Origin of the sequence: Hanstruepera ponticola, assembly GCF_012931685.1 — a bacterium.
In the GTDB taxonomy this organism is placed as follows: Bacteria; Bacteroidota; Bacteroidia; order Flavobacteriales; family Flavobacteriaceae; genus Hanstruepera; species Hanstruepera ponticola.
This window is the reverse complement of sequence record NZ_JABANC010000002.1, coordinates 36,874-58,654: the sequence shown is the minus strand read 5'-3', so window position 1 is coordinate 58,654 and position 21,781 is coordinate 36,874. Positions and strand designations below refer to the sequence as shown.

Genomic DNA, 21,781 nt, shown 5'->3' with positions numbered 1-21,781 from the left:
TGATTACATTTTTAGTTTCTGGTAATAATTGTAAATTTAGACAGTCTAAAAATCAAATCATGAAAAATCTTTTATCAGGTTTTGTTTGTCTATTTACTATTTTATTATTCACAAATTGTGCTAATGATGATAACATTACTCGTATTGAAACCAGCCTAGTTTATAAGGTATACGCTCTAAACGCCATTAGTGACCCAAGTGTTACAGGTTACTCACGGTTCGTGAAAAACGAAGACCAATCGGTTACCATTGAATTGAATCTTTCAGGATTACTATCAGACCAAATGCATCCTGCTCATATTCATTATAATACAGCAGCCGAAACAGGAGGCATTGCCATTACTCTTGGAACCATAAACAGTAACACGGGTAGAAGTGAGGTTACTATAACCGAATTAGATGATGGTACACCTATAACCTACGAAGAACTACTTGATTTTGACGGTTACATAAATGTACATTTAAGTAATTCAAATTTAGATATTCTAGTTGCCCAAGCCGATATAGGCCAAAATGAATTGACTGGTGTAACAAAAACTTATGGATTAAATGAATTGGATGTAGATGGAATTAGTGGGTCTGCTAAATTTTCTGAAAGACTAAATGGCGAGGCATTGGCGACGATTCAATTAACTAATGCAATTCCTGGGAATGAGCATCCTGCGCATATTCATAATAATACAGCCCTTGAAAGTGGAACTGTTGCATTAACTTTTAACCCTGTTGATGGTGACACAGGAATTAGTCATACTAATATTACTCAACTAGATGATACCACACCTTTCTTATACGAAAACATTGAAGATTTTGACGGTTACATTAATGTACATTTAAGTCCTACAGATTTGGATACTATTATTGCACAAGGAGACATTGGAGAAAATGAGTTAACAGGTGAGTCTGTAGTATATGAACTTGACGAGGTAGCTATTGCTGATATTAGCGGAACAGCCTCATTCTATAAACGTCAAAATGGTGAAGCACTGGCTATTATAGAATTAATGAATACACCTGTTGATGGTATTCATCCAGGCCATATTCATGAAAACGATATAGCAACTACAGGACCAATAATGTTCACCTTTAACGATGTAGATGGTAATACAGGAATTAGCCAAACAAATGTGATTCAGTTAGATGATGGTACTACATTTGGATATGATGATGTCTTGGAAGTTAATGGCTATATCAATATCCACTTAAGCGCTACTAATTTGAATACTTTAGTAGCCCAAGGAAACATAGGTATAAATAATTAAATGGTTGATTTAGGGTTACTTGAACATTTAGAAGGCTATCTTACCCAAAATAGAAAAGAACGCTTTTCTAATGTAATTAATCAGCGAACAAAACATTTTACGGTTGCAATAGAAGATGTTTACCAATTGCACAACACAAGCGCTGTTATTAGAAGCTGTGATGTTTTTGGAATTCAGGAGGTTCATATTATTGAAGAAATCAACAGTAAGCGCATTGATCGTGAAATAGCCATGGGAGCTCAAAAGTGGGTTGATTTAAATCGTTTTGGGAATGTCAAAGATTGTTTAAAAAGACTTAAAGATCAAGGATATCATATTGTAGCCACAACACCACATACTGATTGCATGTTGCAGGATTTTGATGTAAGCAACAAATCTTGTTTCTTTTTCGGTCGTGAAACCGAAGGACTTTCACAAGAAGTTTTAGATAATGCTGATAGCTTTTTGAAGATTCCTATGGTAGGTTTTACAGAAAGTTTGAATATATCCGTTTCGGCAGCCATAATATTACAGCACGTTACAACACAACTAAAAAAATCAGATGTTAATTGGCAATTATCAGACGATGAAAAGAACCTTAAACGTTTAGATTGGATAAAGAAAACTATAAAAAGCTATGATGACATTGTCAAAAGATTTTATAGTGAGTGAGTATTTTGTAACTTTAACGTAACTAACTTATACTTTTTATCATGATTGTTCTTTATATCTTTATTGGCATTCTTGCCTTAATACTAGTTTTAGCCTTAATAGCGCCAAGACATTATGAAGTAAAACGTGACGTTGTTATCAACAAAAACCTAACGGAAGTTTTTCAATATATTAAATTAGTTAAAAATCAAAATGTCTGGTCACCTTGGAAACAAAAAGATCCAAATATGAAACAAGAGTATTTAGGAACTGATGGTGAAGTAGGATTTGTTTCTAAATGGGAAGGTAATAAACAAGTTGGTACTGGTGAGCAAGAAATAATAAGTATCGATGAAAATAACCGTATGGAAACCCAATTGCGGTTTTTTAAACCGTGGAAATCTGAATCACTTGGTTTTTTTACTGTAGATGAGGTAGGAGCGAATCAAACCAAAGTCGTTTGGGGTTTCAAAGGAGTTAACCCAATACCATACAATATTATGATGCTTTTTTTTAATTTTGAGAAAGCAGTTGGTAAAGACTTTGAAGAAGGGTTAGCTAAATTAAAAGAAGTTTTAGAAAATCAATAATTATGAAGCATAATATGGTAGGCTGGTTTGAGATTCCAGTAGATGACATGAATCGTGCAAAGGCATTTTATGAAACTGTTTTTAAGGTTGATATACAAGTGGTAGATTTCGGTGGTATTTTAATGGGTTGGTTTCCAGATAGAGGTCAAGTAACTGGAGCTCAAGGAACCTTAATTAAGCAGGAATCATATATTCCCAGTCAAGAGGGCACTTTGGTTTACTTTATTAGTGACAATGTTCAGAATGAGTTGGACAGGGTAGAAGGAGCAGGTGGTAAAATTTATCAGCCTAAAACGCAAATTTCACCAGAACATGGCTATATGGGTGTGTTTTTGGATACAGAAGGGAACAGGGTAGCTTTACATTCTAGCAATTAAGATTTTGTTAAATGAAAAGCAATTACTTTTTAATAAACTTCAATGTTGTGTTGTTATCAAGATTTAGGAAATAGATTCCCTGACTTAACCCTTGTGTTGAAATTTTGCTGTTTGTTGGTTTTATAGTACCTGTTGATACAATGCTGCCTTGCATATTCAGTATGCTGTATGAAGTTTCATGGTTTAAACCACTTATGCTGATTTCATTAACCGAAGGGTTGGGAAATAGAGCAACATTATATTGACTCTCAAATTCCTCAACAGTTAGTGTGTTGGTATCTAGTTTTGATATCTTATCGTTTGAGTGCTCTGCAATATATAAATCAGTACTATTGCTTGCCAATCCATAAAGAAAGTCTAAATCTGTTGCTATTACTTCAATTTCTGGTGTTGACAATGTGCTATCAATTCTAGATAATTGACCACCAAAAGCTTCTGCAACGTATAAATAATCATCAATAAAACGAATACCTCTTGGGCCATTAAGACCTGTCATAAAATCTGTGGCAACTGGGTTGGTGTCTGCTACATCTAAATAGATTACTTTACCTTCAAATTCAATTGAAGCATAGAGTGTACTTCCTATAAAAGCCAATCCATTTGATGAGAATCCCACACTAATCAATTGTTCAATACTGGCTCCTCCTGTTAAATCCGTCCGATGTATACCATTATTGTTGTTTACAATAGCACTAAAATATAATTGGTTATTATAAATTTCCATAGCTCCTACAGAACTATCCAAATCATCTGGTGATACAATTTCAACAAGTGTCTGTGAATTATCGGTTATATCTACTTTAAAAATACCTGGTATTGACGCATAGTATAAATCATTTCCATTTAAGGCAATGGCAGTAATACCATTTAATCCAGTCAAAAAATCTTCAGCAACGGGAGTAGATGTAGTTACATCTATTTTGATAATTTTACCAGCACCTCCTTCTATGACATAAAGATCGTTCCTGTTAAAGGCAATTTCATAGGGTGTATCGACACCTGTTACCACATCCACTAATTGGGCAGACACATTAAAAGAAGTTATAAAAAAAAGCAAAATTAAAAAGTAGAGTTTTTTCATGAGCCCAAAAGTTGAATTGATAAATTGCTGCGGTACAAATATATATATATATATATAATGCAAAAAAAATAAACTACAACCGTCCTTTGTTACGACTACGGCTCAATACTTTGTACTCTTCGTAACACTCACTGATGGCATCCAGAATTTGAAGATCATTGGCGGTTTGTATGAAACTGGCTGAATAATTACACTGTCTCACAATTTCGTCTAAATCAACACGGTCTACCTGCAGTAAAACGGTTAGCATTTCCCTATCAAAACGTGAAGCTAGGAGGTTTCTAATTTCATCATCCTGCTTCATTTGTTTGAGCTTTTTCATTTCATTGGGCTTCCTACCAAACATTTTATAGAGGAAATCTGCTGGATTAAAAATAGCACCCAATACTTTGGAAACAGAATTAGATCGATTTCCGGCTTCATAACCAGTAGTTGGTAATCCAGAAATACTATATCGATAGTTGGTGTTTATAGGTACTTGGAGAATATCAACTTCTAGAACACCTGTAAGTTTAAATTCATTAATAACTACTTCCTCAAGAGCAAGAGCTAGTTCCGTTAGTTCAATAGTAGAAGCACCATATTTGATCCAGTCATTAGTAACACGAACCCTTATAGATTTAAATCCTAAATAAGAAAAATGAAGAGTGTCATTAGGTTGCGCTTTTAATTCAAACTCACCTTCGTCATTTGTAGTTGTACCTATAACTTGGTTTAAATTAACAATATTAACGCTTTCCATGGGTGTACCACCAGATGCATTTACAACTACTCCTTTTACCGAAGTGTCTTCTTGAGAATAGACCAAGGTAGTAGTTAATACTAAAATAAGTAGGAAAAAGCGTTTAATCATTACCACGAAATTAGGCATAAAAGTACTAAACAAAAAAATAGATTGGAAAATTAGATGATATTTTGTCGAAATATTAACAAATTGATGATGCGACAGCATTAATAATCTGATTTGCTAAATTTTTTTTAAAGACCCAATGAAATCATTTTTTAGATTATTTGTGCGTTGATTAAATAGCCGGATTTATCACAAAACAGAGTTTTCTCTTACATTTTAACTAATCCTTAGTGTTTTTTGATAAGTTTAAATTAAATACATGATAATCAATTATTTAAGTGTCTATTTGGACTTTTAGATTTCGGGAAATGCTAAAGGTGTTCTCTTTTTATATAGTATATCTATTTATACATTTCAACTTTAAACGGCAAGTTGAGGAGCTCGATTGATTTTAGTTTTTCAAAATTCTTGTTCATTAAAAAACCACTTACTAATTATTAATTTAAACTAAAATGAAATGAAGAAAATTACTTTCTTATTAATGATGCTTTTAAGTATCACTGCTTTCTCGCAAGTTGAAGTAGTTGAAAATTTTGATAATAATCAAATTCCAACAGGATGGACATCTAGTGGGTTTTCAGCTAATGCTTTGGTAGCTTGTGGAGGAACTGGTTCTGGTGTATTTGCCAATCTGTTTGGCGGTACTCAAGGTTCGTTAACATCACCTGATTATTTAGCTATTTCCAATGGCACTAATTTAACAGCTAGTTTTAGCTTTAATGTGTTTGCTGTTGCAGGACCTGGTTCATTTTCAGCACCTCCTGCTGATTGGGGAACTATAACTATGGAATATTCTAATGATAATGGCGCTAACTGGACTACAATTACAACTGTAGATGATGCAGATTTTACCTTTGTTGATAATACTACCTGTACTTCTACAGGTGATATAGCAGTAGGAGCTATTGCCGATGGTAGTGATTTTCAGGTTAGAATCGTAGCTGATAACGCAGCAAGTAGCCCAAGATTGGTTTATGCTATTGATAATGTATCTTTAACCCAAGTTCCAGATTCAGCACCAAATTGTGATGTTGTTTTGACTACGCCATTAAACGGTTCAGATACTGCAGATATTGATGTAGTATTAACTTGGAATGCAGCTACTGGTTTTCCAGATGGTTATACTGTATCTGTTGGAACTACTTCAGGTGGTACCGATATTGTAAATGCTGACACTACTACTGAAACCAATTACTCACTTGATGGTTTAGGACTTAACTATGAAACAGAATATTTTGTAAATATTGTTCCTTACAATGGCTTCGGATCTGCTACAGGTTGTACAGAAGAAAGTTTTACAACGCGTGTAGCTCCTGTAGTTGGAGCGGCATGTTCTAACCCACATGTAGTTGGTTCATTTCCATACATTGTTGCTTCTGATGATACTGCCAACTATGAGAATAATGTAAACTCTGGTAGTTGTGGGTCTAATGATTCATCTTATATGTTAGGTAACGATGTGTTTTATTCGATAACGCCAACAACAGACGTATCTATAAATATTGATTTAACAAGCATTAGTAACAATGGTGCAGGAATGCATTTAATGAAAGGTTGTCCAACCGATGTTGATAAAGAGTGTTTAGCCTTTGAAGGTACATTTAGCACAACAGGCGGTTCATTAAATATCTCTGAAGCTGTATTATTGGCTGGTGAAACTTACTTTTTAGTTTTGAGTAACTCATCTTCTTCAAGAACATATACTTACAGCTTAATAATTACTCAAAATGATTGTATTAATCCTGATTTCACGTTATCTACTACTCAAGATTGTGGTAATGGTGAGTTTTATGTTGATGTAGATGTAACATATATGGGAGATGCTTCATCACTGACAATATCTGACAATTTTGGTAATACAGGTGGTGGTATTAATGCAACTGGAGTTTATGCTGGTTATGGTCCATATACAAGTGGATCAACGGTTGAAATAACATTAACCAATAATAATGATAATTCTTGTTTTTATACAGATTCTATATATTTCTTTTGCCCACCTGTAAATGATGAATGTGCAAACAGTATTGCATTAACTGTAAACACTGATGGGACATGTACAAATGTGCTTGCTGCATCAAATGCTGGCGCAACAGAATCAGTTTCAGATCCATTATCGTGTGGTAACAATACAAATGATGTTTGGTTTAGTTTTGTAGCTGCTAGTGAAACAATGATATTAGAATATTTAAATGTTACTGAAGCAATTGGTTCTGGAGGAACATTACAAGCTACTGAATTATTAGAAGGTACTTGTGGAACCTTAACAAGCCTTTCATGTAATACAGGCAGTTATGTTGCTTTTGGTGGTTTAACTATTGGAAACACTTATTATATTCGTAACAGCACTAATTTGGCTGGTGAATATGCTCAAAACTATGATATTTGTATCAGAACATTACCAGCAGCACCTGTAAATAACGACTGCTCTAATGCGACTGTTTTAACTGCCTCTGCTGATAATACATGTGGTAGTGCTGTAGCTGGAACAACTATAGGTGCTACAACTTCAGCTGATAATACATGTACTTCAGTTTCTTCAGACTACAGTGATGTTTGGTATGTGTTCAATCCTGGAAACACAGGATATTATGAATTTACATTGGAAAGATTAAGTACTACGCCTTCTACTTACTATTCCGTATTTAGTGGTAGTTGTGGTTCTTTGGTAGAAAAAAGCACATCTTGTACATCTAATGGTGACCAGATTTATTTTATGGATAATTCAGAAACTTATTACGTACAAGTTCGTTCATCTCTTAATGGACCTGGTATTGATTTTAACCTTTGTGTTTATCAATTACCTGATGGTGTTGCCAACAGTGAATGTTCAACTTCAGTAACTATTTTGGAATCTGCTGATTCCAACGGAAATAATTCAATTTCAGGTAATATCAACGTTACAGATGTTGCTTATTATTCTCCTGAAGGTTGCGCAAGTTCAAGTACTGAATCTGTATGGTATAATTTTACACCTCAATATACAGGATTGTATAACTTTAACTTTACTAGAGTTAGTGGCTCTGCAAGTTATACGGTTTATAATACTGACGATTGTTCACAAACAGAAACTGCTGGTTATGTAACTGGTCTTGTTAGTTGTTTTAATTCAACAACTCCAAGAACAGGAGAATTGGTAGCTGGTAACACATATTTAGTTATGATTCATGCATCTTCTGCCGCAGAGTATGAATTCTTTGTTTACCCAGACCCTTCATTAAGTGTTGAGTCATCTGTTTTTGAAACCTTTAAATACTATCCTAACCCAGTTGTAAGCACATTTACTGTTGAAGCTAAAGATGCTATATCTAAAATAACAGTACATAATATTGTTGGTCAACAGGTACAGGTTATTACGCCAAACAGTTTCAAGTCAACAATAAATATGAACACATTGAAAAAGGGCGTTTATTTTGTAACGGTTTCTATCAATGATGCACAAAAAACCATAAGAGTTATTAAAAATTAATTTTAGAACAATTAATAGCTATAAAAGCTTGAGTAACATATTATGCTGCTCAAGCTTTGAAAAAACAAATGATATTATTCAATGAATAAAATGTATAAATATCGATTGCAAATATTACTGATTTTAATGTATGTAGTAGTTGTATTAGGTATTTTATATTCCTGCTCATAAAAAGGAGTAGTTTTTTTCAGGAAAAAGCAGCCATATGGCTGCTTTTTTTATTTATTTAAATCGTATATCTTATCTTATGTTAGTAAAATAAAGTTCTGTAATGTTTTTTTATACAACGATTTGAATTTTAGGAAACTAAAATATCAACACATAATCAATGCAGTAAGATGTAGATTGCACTAAAGGTTTCTATTTTTAAGTTTAGTATATTTACCATTGCGATTGTTAATAAAGTAATCAAGAGATTATATTTTTTAAACTATAACAAACTAACTTAATGGTGAATAAACTCTCACAACACCATTCACAGTGTGTATTATATTATAAGAAATTAACACTTCTGTTAATTGGCTGTTTGTTGTCATTTAATGTGTTTTCGCAACAAGATAATCTTATTAGTAAGGCTTCAGAGTTGGTTTATTCAAATCCTGATGAAGCCATAAAAATTGCTGAACTTATTCTAAAAACAAGTCAGGATTCACAAGATAATGCTCATGCTAGGCTTTTATTAGCCAAAAGTTATTTAGTTAAAGGCGCTTTTAATGAAGCTGTTATAAATGCGTTTGATGATGTTAGCCTACTTGACGATATTAATGTTGAAACGCAAGTGGAGATTAATATCATCAAGGCTACATTACTACGGAAATTATATCTAGACAAGCAATCAGAATACTATTTAAATCAAGCTAGTGAGATGCTTTCTAAAGAATCAATTAAAGCACAAGATTCTCTACATAGTAATATTGCTCTGGAACGAATCAATATGCTAATTGATAGAAGGAATTCCACTGAAGCACTTGCTGTTATCAATAAAACTGAAGCACAATTTAAAAGCTTTTTTGAAAGTAACAAGCACAAAAAACAGAGTTTATATATAGCCAAAGAAAGAGCCTTTAGTGATTTAACTCAATATGATTCAGCATTTGTATATATTAATAAAATATTTTCTGTTAAGGACTCCACACAAGTAACTAATCTTTATGAAAGAGCTATGCTTTATAAAGAATTAGGATATCTGCATTTACAAAAAAAGGAATTCGATAAAAGTGAAAAAAACTTTTTTATTGCTTTGAGATTTGCTGAAATACTTGGGAACGATAATTTGCTGTTGCAAATAAACAGGGAGCTAGCTATTAATTACCTAGCTTCTGGTCAAAAAAGTCAGCATAAAGTCTATAATGACGTGTTTTTATTGTTAAACAATGAGGTAGAGCTTATGGAGCAGGAAGCGGTCAATACCGTTTACAACTTAATAACAAAACAACATGAAAATTGGGTGTCATCTGAAAAGGACATTTATCAGAGATATCAAAACTTACTACTAGCAGGTATTTTATTCATAATTGTTGTTTGTGTATTCTTTATTTTAACAAGTCAAGCTCGAAAAAAGAGAATAAAGGAGATTATTAGTTATTTAGAGATAAGTAAGTCCAATCTCATAAAGACAAAACCAACTAAAAAATCATCTAAAAGACGTATTGCAATACCCGAAGAAACAGAGAAAAATTTGTTGGATAAGTTAAAACGATTTGAAAAATCAAAGCAATTTCTTAATAATGATATGTCTCTAGCTTTATTAGCAGGGAAATTTGAAACCAATACAAAATACCTTTCGGAGATAATCAATAGGCATTATAATGACAATTTCAACACCTTTATTAATAAACTCCGAATAAAACATATCATTGAAAAACTCAAAAGTGATTCTAACTATATGAACTATAAAATAAGTTATTTAGCTGAAGAATGTGGCTTTACATCCCATAGTAGTTTCGCAACAGTATTCAAATCTATAGTTGGTATGTCTCCGGCAACATTTATTGGCCTTATAAAAGAAGAACGCAAGAGTTTAAAAAAGAAAGAAAACGTAGAATGATTTTAAGGCAACCAACATATTATCTTCTCTTTTTTGCGTTATCATTTAGTGTTAACTTGTTTGCTATTGCAGAGCCTTATCAAACAGAGCAAGAAATAGACAGCTTGCTAAAAGCCAATACAAATCGTGTTTACGAAAACCCTGATCAAACTATAGCCTTCGGGTTATCAGTTTTTGATAATGACAAATATTCAATTCGATCAAGAACCAGAGCGCTTATGCTGGTTTCACTAGGCTACACGTCTAAACGAAACTATCAAAAAGCACTGGAATATATTGAAAAGGCTAATGAACTTTCAAGTAATTTGAAAGATCAAGTTTTGCAAGTTGAGATTTTGTTCCGAACAGGTATTTTATATCAACAACTTAAAATATACGATAAATCTATTGAGTTTTTAGAAAAAACAGAACGCTTGGCTCTAACATATCCAAAACATGATTCTGTTGGTCGCTTTTTAGCAAATAGTTATGTAGTTAAAGGCTTCATATATAAGGATAATTTAAATTGTGATATTGCACTTGAATTTTTTAATAGAGGCATCAGAGAGTATGAAAAAATTAAAAATTCAAATAACAACGCCAATTTAAGTATCGTCTATTACAATATAGGTAATTGTTATATCCTCTTATCCGAATATGATAACGCTAAAAATAGTTTTAGTAAGTCAATCAAATTCGCCAAATTAGAAAATGCCAATAGCCTCATATCTTTTGCAAAAAAAGGATTGGCAGAAGTTTATACGCTAGAGAGTCAATATGACTTGGCAAAAGAACAATTATTAGATGCTTTAAATCTATCAAAAGAAGTAGGTGATTTAATTTTAAACCTCGGTATTTATAAAGGCTTGTTTGAAAACTATTTGGCTTTAAATGAATGGGATAATTATCAGAAATATTATGATCTCTATTCTAAAACCCAGCTTGATATAAAAAAATCTGAACGTAGCTCTGTAAGTGATTCAATTGATAAAACTATTGAATTACAAACTGTACAATTACAAGAATTTGAGAACGCATTTAAAGGCAGGCTAAAGTGGTTTTTTCTAATAGTTTTTTTAATGTTAGCAGCAACTTTTTTAATTGAAAGAAAGAATAAAAAAGCTATAAAATCCCTTCAAAAAGAAGTTGAAACCCTACAAAAGACAAATTCTACCTCCTAAATAATAATCAAAAAGAATATTCATTAAAAATCTGTAAAACAAATAGTTACAGGTTGTTTTGTGTTTTTGAATTTCAGTAAAGTGCAAAGACATTCATTATATATATAGAGTATATTGTAATATATTCACAACTCAAAATTACTAACTGAAATTGTTTGAATATGAAAAACAAGTTACCAAAAACTGTAGCAATTTTACCTTTCTTATTTTTAAGAGCTAGAAGCAAAAACAAAAGTTTTGTTTTCGTTTTTTGTCTATCATTATTTTTAATGGTTTCCGGAAAAGGGTTTGCTCAATTAAATGAATCTTTTGATAGTGGTATCCCAGGAGCATGGACACTTTTTGGGAATGGTGTTGGAACATTCGATTGGACTACTACATCTGATGGCTATTTAGGAACTAATGGTGTGTCACTTAATCCAAGCGATGATAATATTGGTGATGGAAACACGGCTCAATATTTTTTAGTAACACCACAAATAGCTGTTCCAGAAAATGGTGAAATTCAGTTTTATACCAAACAAGCCAATGAAGCTGATAATGGAGCTCAATATGAAATAAGAATCTCAACAGCAGCACAGCCCGATATTAACGGTTTTAACATACCTATTCAATCTTATACAGAATCTAATTTAAACGTTGGCTCTCAAACTTCATATGAGAAAAAAGTTGTTGAGATTCCAGAATCTATTCCAACTGGATTAAACATTTATGTTGCTTTTGTTGTAATTAATACTCAAAATGGTGCTACACCAACAGGAGATGAATGGTTTGTTGATGAAGTAGCTATTTTAGAAGGATGTACTGAAGTTTTAGATGAAGATGTTACAATTGATCAAATAACAGTAAATTCAGCCGAAATCACTTGGGACCATCCAACAGCTACTAATTTTGAAATACAAATCTTGCCTACTGGAGGCGTGCCAGCAGATAGTGGTATTCCTGTTGTAGGAACTAGCTATTCACTTATGAATTTAGATGCACAAACAGAATATGACATTTATATTTCTGCTATTTGTGACAATGACACGCAAAGTGGTTGGTCTGGTCCATATACTTTTGAAACTTTAAAATTCGGTTTGAGCTGTGATTTTCCAATAGAATTAACCGATTTATCTTCTGCGCCTTATGTGTTAACAGATAACCTAGCCAATTGGGTAAACCCAGATGAAGTTTATTCTACAGAAGGTACCAATTGTAATACCGTGGGTTCAACTACTGCAAACTATTTAAATGGCGACAAGGTATTTTTGTCTTATACACCTACCGAAGATGGTTTAATTTCATTATCTATTACAACATTTGTTGGAGGTGGTGAAAATTGCTTTAATAATAGATCATCACTCTTTGTATATGAAGGTTGTTCAAATGTCGGGATCAATTGTATTGCAGGTACAAATACAACAAATTCATTTGACCCTAGAAGCATTAATAATTTGTTGGTTCAAGCAGGTCAAGCCTACATAATTGTTGTATCTTCTCAATTATCTTCTACGGCAGGTATTTGTTTTGAGTTAGAAATATCTAGCCCAACCTGTGCGCCTCCAAGTGATTTTGAATATAACAATCTAACTAGTGATAGTGTTCTTTTTTCTTGGGATAACATTGGCGGATTTGCTGATTCTTGGGAATATGCAGTAGTTCCAACAGGTTCAGGAGAACCTACTGGAGCAGGTACAACTACCAACACAAACAGTGGCACTTTAATAAATTCTGGATTAACACCAGCAACAACTTATGATTTGTATGTAAGATCGGTTTGTGGAGGTACACCAGGTATTTGGAGCAATCCCTCAACATTTATGACCCAATGTACAACCTTTGACACACCTTATTCTACTGATTTTGCCAATGCTACAAATGAAAATCCAGAACCTTGCTGGACAACAATTGATGCCAATAAAGATGGAATTACTTGGGCTTTTATAGGAGGTTATGCAACAGTACAGACTGAATCCTCACAAAATGAAAATTATGATATTTATGCATCACCTCGTGTAAATTTTGATGGAACTCCAAAGCGAATTCGTTATAAACACAGAGCGACTCAAGGAGTGTCCACTTATACAGTAAAACTTTCTACAACAGGTGTTGGTTATGATGACTTTACAACTACCGTTTTACCAGAAACTACAATAAACAATACCAGTTTTCAAGAAGTCATAGTTGACTTACCTGAAGATATTACAGGAGAGGTTAATATAGCTTGGATTGTTGAGCCTAATGCATCTGAAGATGCCTTAAGACTTTCTATTGATGATGTGTTTATAGAAGACAAACCAACCTGTCCAGATCCATTAAACCCATTTGTATTACAGATTACAACCAATTCAGCTTGGTTATTCTGGACCGCAGGAGATGCAGAGACTCAATGGGAAGTAGCTATACAAGATGAAGGTTCTGGCGTGCCTACAGGTAGTGGGTTACTTGTTGATAGTAATTTCCCGTACATGGCTACTGGTTTAGATTCAGGAAATAGATATGAGTTTTATGTAAGAGCTTATTGTGCAGCTGATGATCAAAGTGAATGGGTTGGTCCAGTTGCGTTTACAACACTATGTGAGTCCTACGACACACCATTTTATGAAAGTTTTGATGATGCAGATCCAGATACTCAAAAGTTTTGCTGGAAAATCACCGATGCTAATAATGATGGGACAACTTGGAGTATTAATGAGAATAATGCTCTAATACAGACTGCGCCATTTTCTCCACCTTCTAGTTTTAATGAATATTTAATTTCACCTGCTATTAATTTAGACGGTACAACAAAAGAATTAAAATACAAGTACCGAGCAGAATTTTCATTCTTTACAGGTCCTCCACGCTTTGGTCTTGAGGTATTAATGTCAACTACTAACACAAGCCCAGGAAGTTTTACCGTAATTGAGCCTCTAGAGGTATTTACCAACACTGGTTATATAGAAAAATCTATTATTCTTGAAGGCACGGGAACTATTTACATTGCATTTAGAGTGCCACCTCAGTTTACTGGAGGATGGTCAGTTTTAAATTTGGATGATGTTAGTATTACAGATGCACCAGCTTGTCCAAACCCTTCTGATTTAACTGTTGATACTGTATTTACTGATGGTGCTGAGTTGTCGTGGACTGAAGGTTTCCAGGAAACCAATTGGAATATTGTCGTGCAACCAGCAGGCTCTGGTGTACCAACAGGTACTGGAGAAACTGTAACAGCCACCAATTTTTCGGCAACTGGGTTAACTCCGGATACAGAATATGAATTTTATGTCATGGCTGATTGTGGTGCTGAAGGAAGCGAATGGGTAGGGCCAATAACTTTTAGAACCTTATGTTCTCCTTTTTCAACGCCTTTTGTTGAAACTTTTAATTATGATTCCGAAACTGAAGATTGTTGGGTAATTGTTAATGATAATGGTGATTTGGAAACTTGGGAATTAGATAGTGGCGCGTTTCCTTATGAAGGCGATCAAGCGGCAGCTATGTTTACTGGAACCAATGGTAGGAATGAAGATTGGCTAATATCACCAACCATAACTATTACCGATAACCAACGCTTAAGATATTATTATAGAGTAAACGATAGCTTCTTTACAGAAGATTTAGAAGTATTGTTATCAACCAATGGTACTGGATTGGATCAATTTACAACCGTTCTATATGATTCTGATGACGACCCAATTTTACTAAATAATGTAGAGTATCGTGTTAAGATTATTAATTTTCCTGATGGTATCACGGGCGATGTCAATATAGCCTTCCATGTACCGTTCTTTCCAAGTACTGGACCATACAGAGGCCAAACTTTAGTCATTGATAATGTTAATATTGAAGATATCCCTGAATGTCCAGCACCAACTAATATTTTTATAGACAACGTAACTGATACAGCGTTTCAAGTAACTTGGGATGCCAATGGTTCAGAAACGGAATGGGAAATTTCGGTGCAACCTTCAGGGACACCTGCTCCAGTTGGTGATACAGATCCAAGTTATTTATACAATGCAGATACTAATCCTTTTACGGTTACAGGGTTAACAGCTTCAACAGCTTATGATATTTACGTAAGAGCTGTTTGTGACGGTGACATTGGCGAATGGACAGGGCCAGTTGAAGCACTTACTAGATGTAGTTTTGAAAACCTATGTCAATATACATTTGTATTAAATAGTGACTCTGATATTTCTGGAGAATTGGAGATTACACAAAACAACCAAGAAGTACAAGCGCTCCCGTTTGCAGGAAATCAAGGTGATGAATTCCCGTTGTTTTTATGCTCTGGAGTAGAGTTTACAGTGTTCTTTAATACACTGGGCAGTAACGCCAATCAATTTGCAAATTATTCTTTTGAAATTCGTAATGATCAAGGTACTACCATTTATACAAGTCCAACAGGTTTAATACCAAGACGAACCGTTTATGAAGGAACTGCTATTTGTGGAACGATTTCTTGTCCACAACCTACAGATTTAAGTATTAGTGCAACAAATGTGATGTCTTGGACAGCAGGTGGTAGTGAAACAGAATGGGAAGTTGCTATTCAACCAATTGAAAACGGAACAATCCCACAGTCTGGAACTATTGTTTCTACTAATTCATACACGCCAACAGCTACAGATTTTTCAGATCCTTTTGCTGTAACTTACGAGTATTTTGTAAGAGCAGTTTGTGGTACAGATGATGAAAGTTATTGGTCTGGACCTTTTGAATTTATTAGAAATGATGATGTTACAACAGCAATTACTTTACCAATTAACACTGATGAAGTGTGTCATATTTCAGCAACTGAAGCCTCGTTTATTGGTGCAACAGCTTCATCAGAAACTATGAGTTGTAACGGTGTAAACGGTGGTGATATTTGGTTTGAATTTACTGCTGAATCTACAGCACATGTATTAGAAATTAATAGTTTTTCTGGAGACTTACGTGAAAGTAATGGCGATTTGCCTTACCACAACTTAATCATGACGCTTTACAGAGATAATGCTGGAACACTTGAAGAGATAACTTGTAGTTATGATAATTTATTATTGGCTATGTATTCCTCTGAATTGGTTATAGGAGATAACTATAAACTACGTATTACACTAGATAGTAATGAATCTGATGCTTATAGATTTAATGTTTGTGTAAAAACTCCAGAAGATGCTTGTACATTTAATCTAGCTGTAAATGGTAGTTTTGAAGAACCTAATTTAGATAGATTAAGTGGTATAACGACTATTAAAGATGTAAAAACCATGCCAGGATGGCGTTGTAATTTAGATTCGTCAGACTCTATATTTATTTGGGAATCTTTAAATGCACCTGGTTTAGCACCATATGAAGGTGGTCAGTTTGTGCAATTGCTTTCGGATCAAGGTACAACCATTGACCAAAATGATAATATCAATGTAAAAGGCTACTACACTGATTTTGATACATCTGAAATCACCTTATTTGATTATAGCTTTGCACATTATGCTAGATTTGATGGTAATGCTGTTGAATTATTAGCTGGACCTCCAGGTGGCCCATACACACAAGTGACATTGCATTTAGGTGATGCTGTTTGGCAAGTAGTTTCTGGTGAATATGTGGTTCCAAACGGACAAGATGTAACACGATTTATTTTTAGAGCTAACGGAACAGACAATGTTGGTAATGCTTTAGATGCAGTTAGTTTTGTAGCCAACAATGAAATCATTACGCAACCATCAGTAATAGATTGTACAGATGCCACATTAACCCTTGAAGCTAATGGAACTGGTACATGGATTCCAAACGGAGACAATCCAGGTGCTGTTATTATTGATGATGCTAACAATAGTTCAACTACAGTTTCAGGTTTCTTGCAACCAGGTGAATATATCTTTACATGGCAAACAACTTATTGTGAAAACAGTGTAGCATTTACCTATAACGGTATTGCTGAAATGCCTACAGTTGAAACACCAGTTGAATATTGCTTAAACGATACAGCACAACCATTAACAGCTACACCTTCAGGAAGTTATTCATTGGTTTGGTACACCCAAGCAGTTGGCGGAGCTGGAAGCACAACAGCACCAACACCAGACACATCAGTTGTGGGAAGCACAGCTTATTATGTGGCAAATGCAGACACTAATGGATGCGAAGGGCCACGTGTAGAAATAGTAGTGAATGTTAATGCTTCAGTTACTCCTGAACTTACATTTAGTTACGAAACAACTTGTATAGTAGATACCAACAATCCATTACCAACATTAAATTCTGGTTTTGTTACTGGAGGCTCATTCTCATCTGCTACTTTAACAGTTGATTCTGACACTGGTGAGATTGATATCACTTCAGCTACAGCAGGACAACACGACGTGGTTTATACCTATGATGGTGATTCAGATACGTGTACACTTGCTGGAACATTTACGGCAACCATAGAGTTCACAACTGCAATCACACCAACAACTGAATTTGATTATGGAACTAATCCTTTCTGTCAGTTGTCTATGGCGGTGATATCACCAAATTTAGCATCTGGATTTACTACAGGAGGCGTGTTTAGTTCAGGAACATTAATAGTGAACAGTACAACAGGAGAAATAGATTTAGCTTCAGCAACTGTTGGTAATCATGATATTACCTATACGATTGATGCTGATGCTGCTACCTGTCTTGAAGCAGGAAGTTTTACAACTAGTATAGAAATAACTGCGAGTACAGCTTCTATAACAGATTTTACTTATGAGAATGATATTTTCTGTGAGGATAGCTCCAATGTACTTCCAATTTTGGAAGCAGGATTTACCACAGGAGGTGTCTTTTCTGCGGAGTCAGGATTGTCAATTGATGCCGCTACTGGAGAGATTAATATTTCAACAAGTAGTATAGGTAATTACACAATAGTGTATGAAGTCTTGGATGATTTAAACAATTGTATTGAAGGTAATATCAGCCTATTTGATATTACTGTTTTAGATACAATAGGCGTATCGGTTGAAGGTGCTTGTAATGGCAATGATTATTGGTTGACTGCAATACCTGTTTCAAATTCTTTTGATCCAGATGACGCTACTTACACATGGATGGACGCCAATAACAATGTAGTAGGAGAGAACTCTGAAATGTTTAATGTTACCGATTACGCTAATCAAAATGGTAATGTTTCAGCTCCAATCCAATTTAGCGTGACTGTAGAGTTTGGAGGTTGTTCCACAACAACGAGTTATACAGCTACACAATTGGCTTGTCAAGAAACTGTTATACCACGTGGTATTTCACCTGATGGAAATGGTAAAAATGATACGTTTGACCTTACAGATTATGGTGCTACAAACGTAATTATTTTTAATCGTCATGGTCGTGAAGTTTACAAGTTTAGTGGCGCTTATACCAATCAATGGTATGGACAATCTAAAGATGGTAATGATTTGCCAGACGGCACATATTATTACAGTATTCAAAAGGAAGATGGCAGTTCTGTTACAGGATGGGTTTATATAAATAGAGCACACTAATCAAATATGAAAAAGCAATATAACACACCGATGAAAAATATATATATTACAATAACACTTGTATTTATCATGTTTGCAAGTACACAGGCTCAACAAGACCCACAGTACACGCAGTATATGTATAACATGAATGTGATTAACCCAGCTTATGCTGGATCTAAAGATAACTTGGCGCTGGGATTATTGTATAGGTCTCAATGGGTGAGTATCAATGATGCACCTAAAACAGCTACGTTTTCAGCACATAGTCCTGTGGGAAAAAATGTTGGTATGGGTTTATCAATTGTTTCAGATAAAATAGGCCCTGTTGAAGAAAACAATGTGTATGGTGATTTTTCCTATACGTTAAACATGGGAGGTGAACACCGTTTAGCTTTTGGTTTAAAAGCTGGTGCAACGTTCCAAAAAATTGGTTTATACAGTGATATTGGTAATGGTTATGTTCCAGATGCTAACGATGAAGCATTTAGCGAAAACACGAGTAATACGCATTTAAATATTGGTGCTGGTTTATTTTATTACACGGATAAGTATTACCTATCCTTCTCTATACCAAATATGTTAAAAAACACCTATTTGGATGTCACTAACAATGGACAGGAATTTAAGTATGGAACTGATGTTATGCATTATTTCTTATCTGCAGGATATGTCTTTAATTTATCTGATAACACAAAATTCAAACCATCATTTTTATTGAAGTCGGCGTTTGAAGCACCAACTTCACTTGATGTTTCAGCAAATTTCCTATTCTTTGAAAAGTTTGAATTAGGTGCAACCTATCGTTTGGATGATTCTGTTGGTGCTATGGCCAATTTTGCGATTACACCATCCTTACGTATTGGATATGCTTATGATTATGTCACATCAGAATTAAATGTCAGAACATCTGGATCGCATGAAATCATGTTGTTATTCGATTTGAATTTCCCGAAAAAAGTATCTATTTCACCAAGATTCTTCTAACCTAAAAGTATAATAAAATGAAAAATATATACAGTCTTTTAAGCTTTGCATTAATTACTCTAGCGAGCTTCGGGCAAAGTAAACAATCTGAAAAAGCAGATAACCTTTTTGAAAGCTATCAGTATGTTGATGCTATTGAGTCATATCTTAAGTTAGTAGATAAAAATGAGGCAGATGCCCATGTGTACAAACAATTAGGTGATAGCTATTACAATATTTTTAACATTGATGAGGCTTCTAAATGGTATGCAAAAGCCATAGAAACGCAGCAAGATGCTGAAACTTACTATCGTTATGCGCAAGTATTAAAATCACAAGGAAAATATGAACTTGCAAAAGATCAAATGGACACATTTTCTAAAATGGTGCCTAATGATCAACGTGCTAAAAATCATTTACAAAATCCAAATTATGTATCAGAACTAGCTGGTAAATCGAAATTATATGATGTTGAGGTGGCGAAAATCAATGATTCGGAGCAAAGTGATTTTGGAGCTATTCTATCAAATGATGATGTGCTTTATTTTGTTAGTACTAGAAATAAAAGCACTAAAGAAGATAGATGGACTAAAAGTTCTTATTTAGATGTTTACAAATCAGTAAGAAATGCTGATGGTACACTATCTGAACCAGAGCCAGTAAAAAGCTTAAATACACCATATCATGATGGTCCAATAACCTTGAGTGCTGATGGTAAAACCATGATTTTTGCCCGTGATGGACATAGTGAAGGAACATTTAAAAAGCTTAAGAGTAATCAAGTAAAACTTGCACAACAAGGACTTTACAAAGCAACTTTATTAGACGGTAAGTGGGATAATATTCAGGCCTTACCTTTTAATAGTGTTGACTATTCAGTGAGTCATCCAAGTTTAAGCAGTGATGGTAAAACACTTTATTTTGCATCTAACATGCCTGGTGGATTGGGTGATACTGATATTTGGAAAGTGAGTGTCAACGGTGATTCTTATGGTGAGCCTGTGAATTTAGGTTCAAAAGTTAACACATCTGGCAAGGAAGGCTTTCCATTTATTAGCGACAATAACATCTTGTATTTTGCTTCAAGTGGTAGACAAGGATTTGGTGGTTTTGACATTTTTAAAGTAGATTTAAATAAAGGAGAAGATGCCATTAACTTGGGAAACGCAGTAAATACTAAAAGAGACGATTTCGCTTTTAGTATAAATGAACAAAAGGAAATCGCATACTTTTCATCAAATCGTTCAGGAGTTGATAACATTTATATCGCTGTTCCTATTTGCCATGTAGATGTTTGGGCTTCAATAACCGATGCTAATTCTGGCTCTTCCATTTCAGGTGCCAAAGTGGTGCTTAAAGATTCACAACAAAATGTCATAAATGACTTAAATAGTGATAATAATGGCGAAGCGCAATTTAATGTGTTGTGTAAAACAGATTATTATATTTCTGTTTCTAAAGATGGGTATGATAGTATGACGATACCAGTTACTGGACCTAAAAAAGATGAATTAACTGTTAAGTTCTCACTGAATCCAATTAATGAAATGATTACAGAAACAGAAGTGAAATTAAATAATATTTATTTTGAGTTTAATAAAAGTAATATCACCCAACAAGGTGCCTTTGAATTAGATAAACTTGTAAAGATTATGAATGATTATCCAGAAATGAATATTCTTGTAAAATCTCATACAGATACCAAGGGTAGTGCTGAATACAACTTAAAATTATCTGAAGAGCGTGCGCAATCAACGGTTCAGTATTTAATTTCAAAAGGAGTAGATAAAGATAGACTTTCGGCTAAAGGGATTGGTAGTTCTAATCCAAAAATTGATTGTAAGTCTCAATGCACAGATGAAGAAGATGCCCAAAACAGGCGATCAGAATTTTTGATAATTAAGTAATAGATAAAA

General features: G+C 34.1%; 12 protein-coding genes. 10 read left to right on the top strand and 2 right to left on the bottom strand.

Annotated features, from left to right (window positions below; all coding sequences use genetic code 11):
* Positions 1 to 59: 59 nt before the first annotated feature.
* The 4 genes from HGK31_RS06050 to HGK31_RS06035 are packed head-to-tail and all read left to right on the top strand — an operon-like array spanning position 60 to position 2,856.
* Positions 60 to 1,259 (top strand): CHRD domain-containing protein, encoded by a 1,200-nt coding sequence (locus HGK31_RS06050; RefSeq protein ID WP_191858956.1) that lies wholly within the window; start codon positions 60 to 62, stop codon positions 1,257 to 1,259.
* A complete protein-coding gene (locus tag HGK31_RS06045) occupies positions 1,260 to 1,910 on the top strand; it encodes a TrmH family RNA methyltransferase (protein ID WP_191858955.1) in 651 nt (216 codons plus the stop codon). It begins immediately after the preceding gene.
* Between the two features lie 41 nt (positions 1,911 to 1,951).
* Positions 1,952 to 2,479: an SRPBCC family protein gene (locus HGK31_RS06040; protein ID WP_104734065.1), complete on the top strand. Its 528-nt coding sequence runs from the start codon at positions 1,952 to 1,954 to the stop codon at positions 2,477 to 2,479.
* A gap of 2 nt (positions 2,480 to 2,481) precedes the next feature.
* Positions 2,482 to 2,856 (top strand): VOC family protein, encoded by a 375-nt coding sequence (locus HGK31_RS06035; RefSeq protein ID WP_191858954.1) that lies wholly within the window; start codon positions 2,482 to 2,484, stop codon positions 2,854 to 2,856.
* A 22-nt stretch (positions 2,857 to 2,878) separates the two neighbouring features.
* Here HGK31_RS06035 and HGK31_RS06030 read toward each other — a convergent pair whose 3' ends face one another.
* On the bottom strand, positions 2,879 to 3,937 hold the full coding sequence (locus tag HGK31_RS06030; protein ID WP_191858953.1) for a T9SS type A sorting domain-containing protein: 1,059 nt from the start codon (positions 3,935 to 3,937) through the stop codon (positions 2,879 to 2,881).
* Between the two features lie 73 nt (positions 3,938 to 4,010).
* Positions 4,011 to 4,790: a carboxypeptidase-like regulatory domain-containing protein gene (locus tag HGK31_RS06025; RefSeq protein ID WP_191858952.1), complete on the bottom strand. Its 780-nt coding sequence runs from the start codon at positions 4,788 to 4,790 to the stop codon at positions 4,011 to 4,013.
* Positions 4,791 to 5,244: 454 nt separating this feature from the next.
* Here HGK31_RS06025 and HGK31_RS06020 point away from each other — a divergent pair, with 454 nt between their 5' ends.
* The 6 genes from HGK31_RS06020 to HGK31_RS05995 all read left to right on the top strand — a co-directional run bounded on the left by HGK31_RS06020 (position 5,245) and on the right by HGK31_RS05995 (position 21,772).
* The gene (locus HGK31_RS06020; protein WP_191858951.1) at positions 5,245 to 8,253 is read left to right on the top strand and encodes a T9SS type A sorting domain-containing protein; all 3,009 of its coding nucleotides are present in this window, start codon (positions 5,245 to 5,247) and stop codon (positions 8,251 to 8,253) included.
* A 448-nt stretch (positions 8,254 to 8,701) separates the two neighbouring features.
* Entirely contained in the window at positions 8,702 to 10,300 is a 1,599-nt protein-coding gene (locus HGK31_RS06015; RefSeq protein WP_191858950.1) for a helix-turn-helix domain-containing protein, read from the top strand.
* Complete coding sequence (locus tag HGK31_RS06010) at positions 10,297 to 11,460, top strand: tetratricopeptide repeat protein (protein ID WP_191858949.1); 1,164 nt, start codon at positions 10,297 to 10,299, stop codon at positions 11,458 to 11,460. The genes HGK31_RS06015 and HGK31_RS06010 overlap by 4 nt, the downstream gene beginning before the upstream one ends.
* A gap of 161 nt (positions 11,461 to 11,621) precedes the next feature.
* Positions 11,622 to 18,920 carry a choice-of-anchor J domain-containing protein gene (locus HGK31_RS06005; RefSeq protein ID WP_191858948.1) on the top strand — a complete coding sequence of 2,433 codons (7,299 nt, stop codon included), beginning with the start codon at positions 11,622 to 11,624 and terminating at the stop codon, positions 18,918 to 18,920.
* Positions 18,921 to 18,950: 30 nt separating this feature from the next.
* A complete protein-coding gene (locus HGK31_RS06000) occupies positions 18,951 to 19,886 on the top strand; it encodes a PorP/SprF family type IX secretion system membrane protein (protein ID WP_104735752.1) in 936 nt (311 codons plus the stop codon).
* Positions 19,887 to 19,903: 17 nt separating this feature from the next.
* Entirely contained in the window at positions 19,904 to 21,772 is a 1,869-nt protein-coding gene (locus tag HGK31_RS05995; protein WP_191858947.1) for an OmpA family protein, read from the top strand.
* Positions 21,773 to 21,781: the final 9 nt, after the last annotated feature.

What these genes read in the sequence shown, in the direction of transcription:
- HGK31_RS06050 (WP_191858956.1), top strand. Translation starts at nt 60, where the DNA reads ATGAAAAATCTTTTATCAGGTTTTGTTTGTCTATTTACTATTTTATTA.
- HGK31_RS06045 (WP_191858955.1), top strand. Translation starts at nt 1,260, where the DNA reads ATGGTTGATTTAGGGTTACTTGAACATTTAGAAGGCTATCTTACCCAA.
- HGK31_RS06040 (WP_104734065.1), top strand. Translation starts at nt 1,952, where the DNA reads ATGATTGTTCTTTATATCTTTATTGGCATTCTTGCCTTAATACTAGTT.
- HGK31_RS06035 (WP_191858954.1), top strand. Translation starts at nt 2,482, where the DNA reads ATGAAGCATAATATGGTAGGCTGGTTTGAGATTCCAGTAGATGACATG.
- HGK31_RS06030 (WP_191858953.1), bottom strand. Translation starts at nt 3,937, where the DNA reads ATGAAAAAACTCTACTTTTTAATTTTGCTTTTTTTTATAACTTCTTTT.
- HGK31_RS06025 (WP_191858952.1), bottom strand. Translation starts at nt 4,790, where the DNA reads ATGATTAAACGCTTTTTCCTACTTATTTTAGTATTAACTACTACCTTG.
- HGK31_RS06020 (WP_191858951.1), top strand. Translation starts at nt 5,245, where the DNA reads ATGAAGAAAATTACTTTCTTATTAATGATGCTTTTAAGTATCACTGCT.
- HGK31_RS06015 (WP_191858950.1), top strand. Translation starts at nt 8,702, where the DNA reads ATGGTGAATAAACTCTCACAACACCATTCACAGTGTGTATTATATTAT.
- HGK31_RS06010 (WP_191858949.1), top strand. Translation starts at nt 10,297, where the DNA reads ATGATTTTAAGGCAACCAACATATTATCTTCTCTTTTTTGCGTTATCA.
- HGK31_RS06005 (WP_191858948.1), top strand. Translation starts at nt 11,622, where the DNA reads ATGAAAAACAAGTTACCAAAAACTGTAGCAATTTTACCTTTCTTATTT.
- HGK31_RS06000 (WP_104735752.1), top strand. Translation starts at nt 18,951, where the DNA reads ATGAAAAATATATATATTACAATAACACTTGTATTTATCATGTTTGCA.
- HGK31_RS05995 (WP_191858947.1), top strand. Translation starts at nt 19,904, where the DNA reads ATGAAAAATATATACAGTCTTTTAAGCTTTGCATTAATTACTCTAGCG.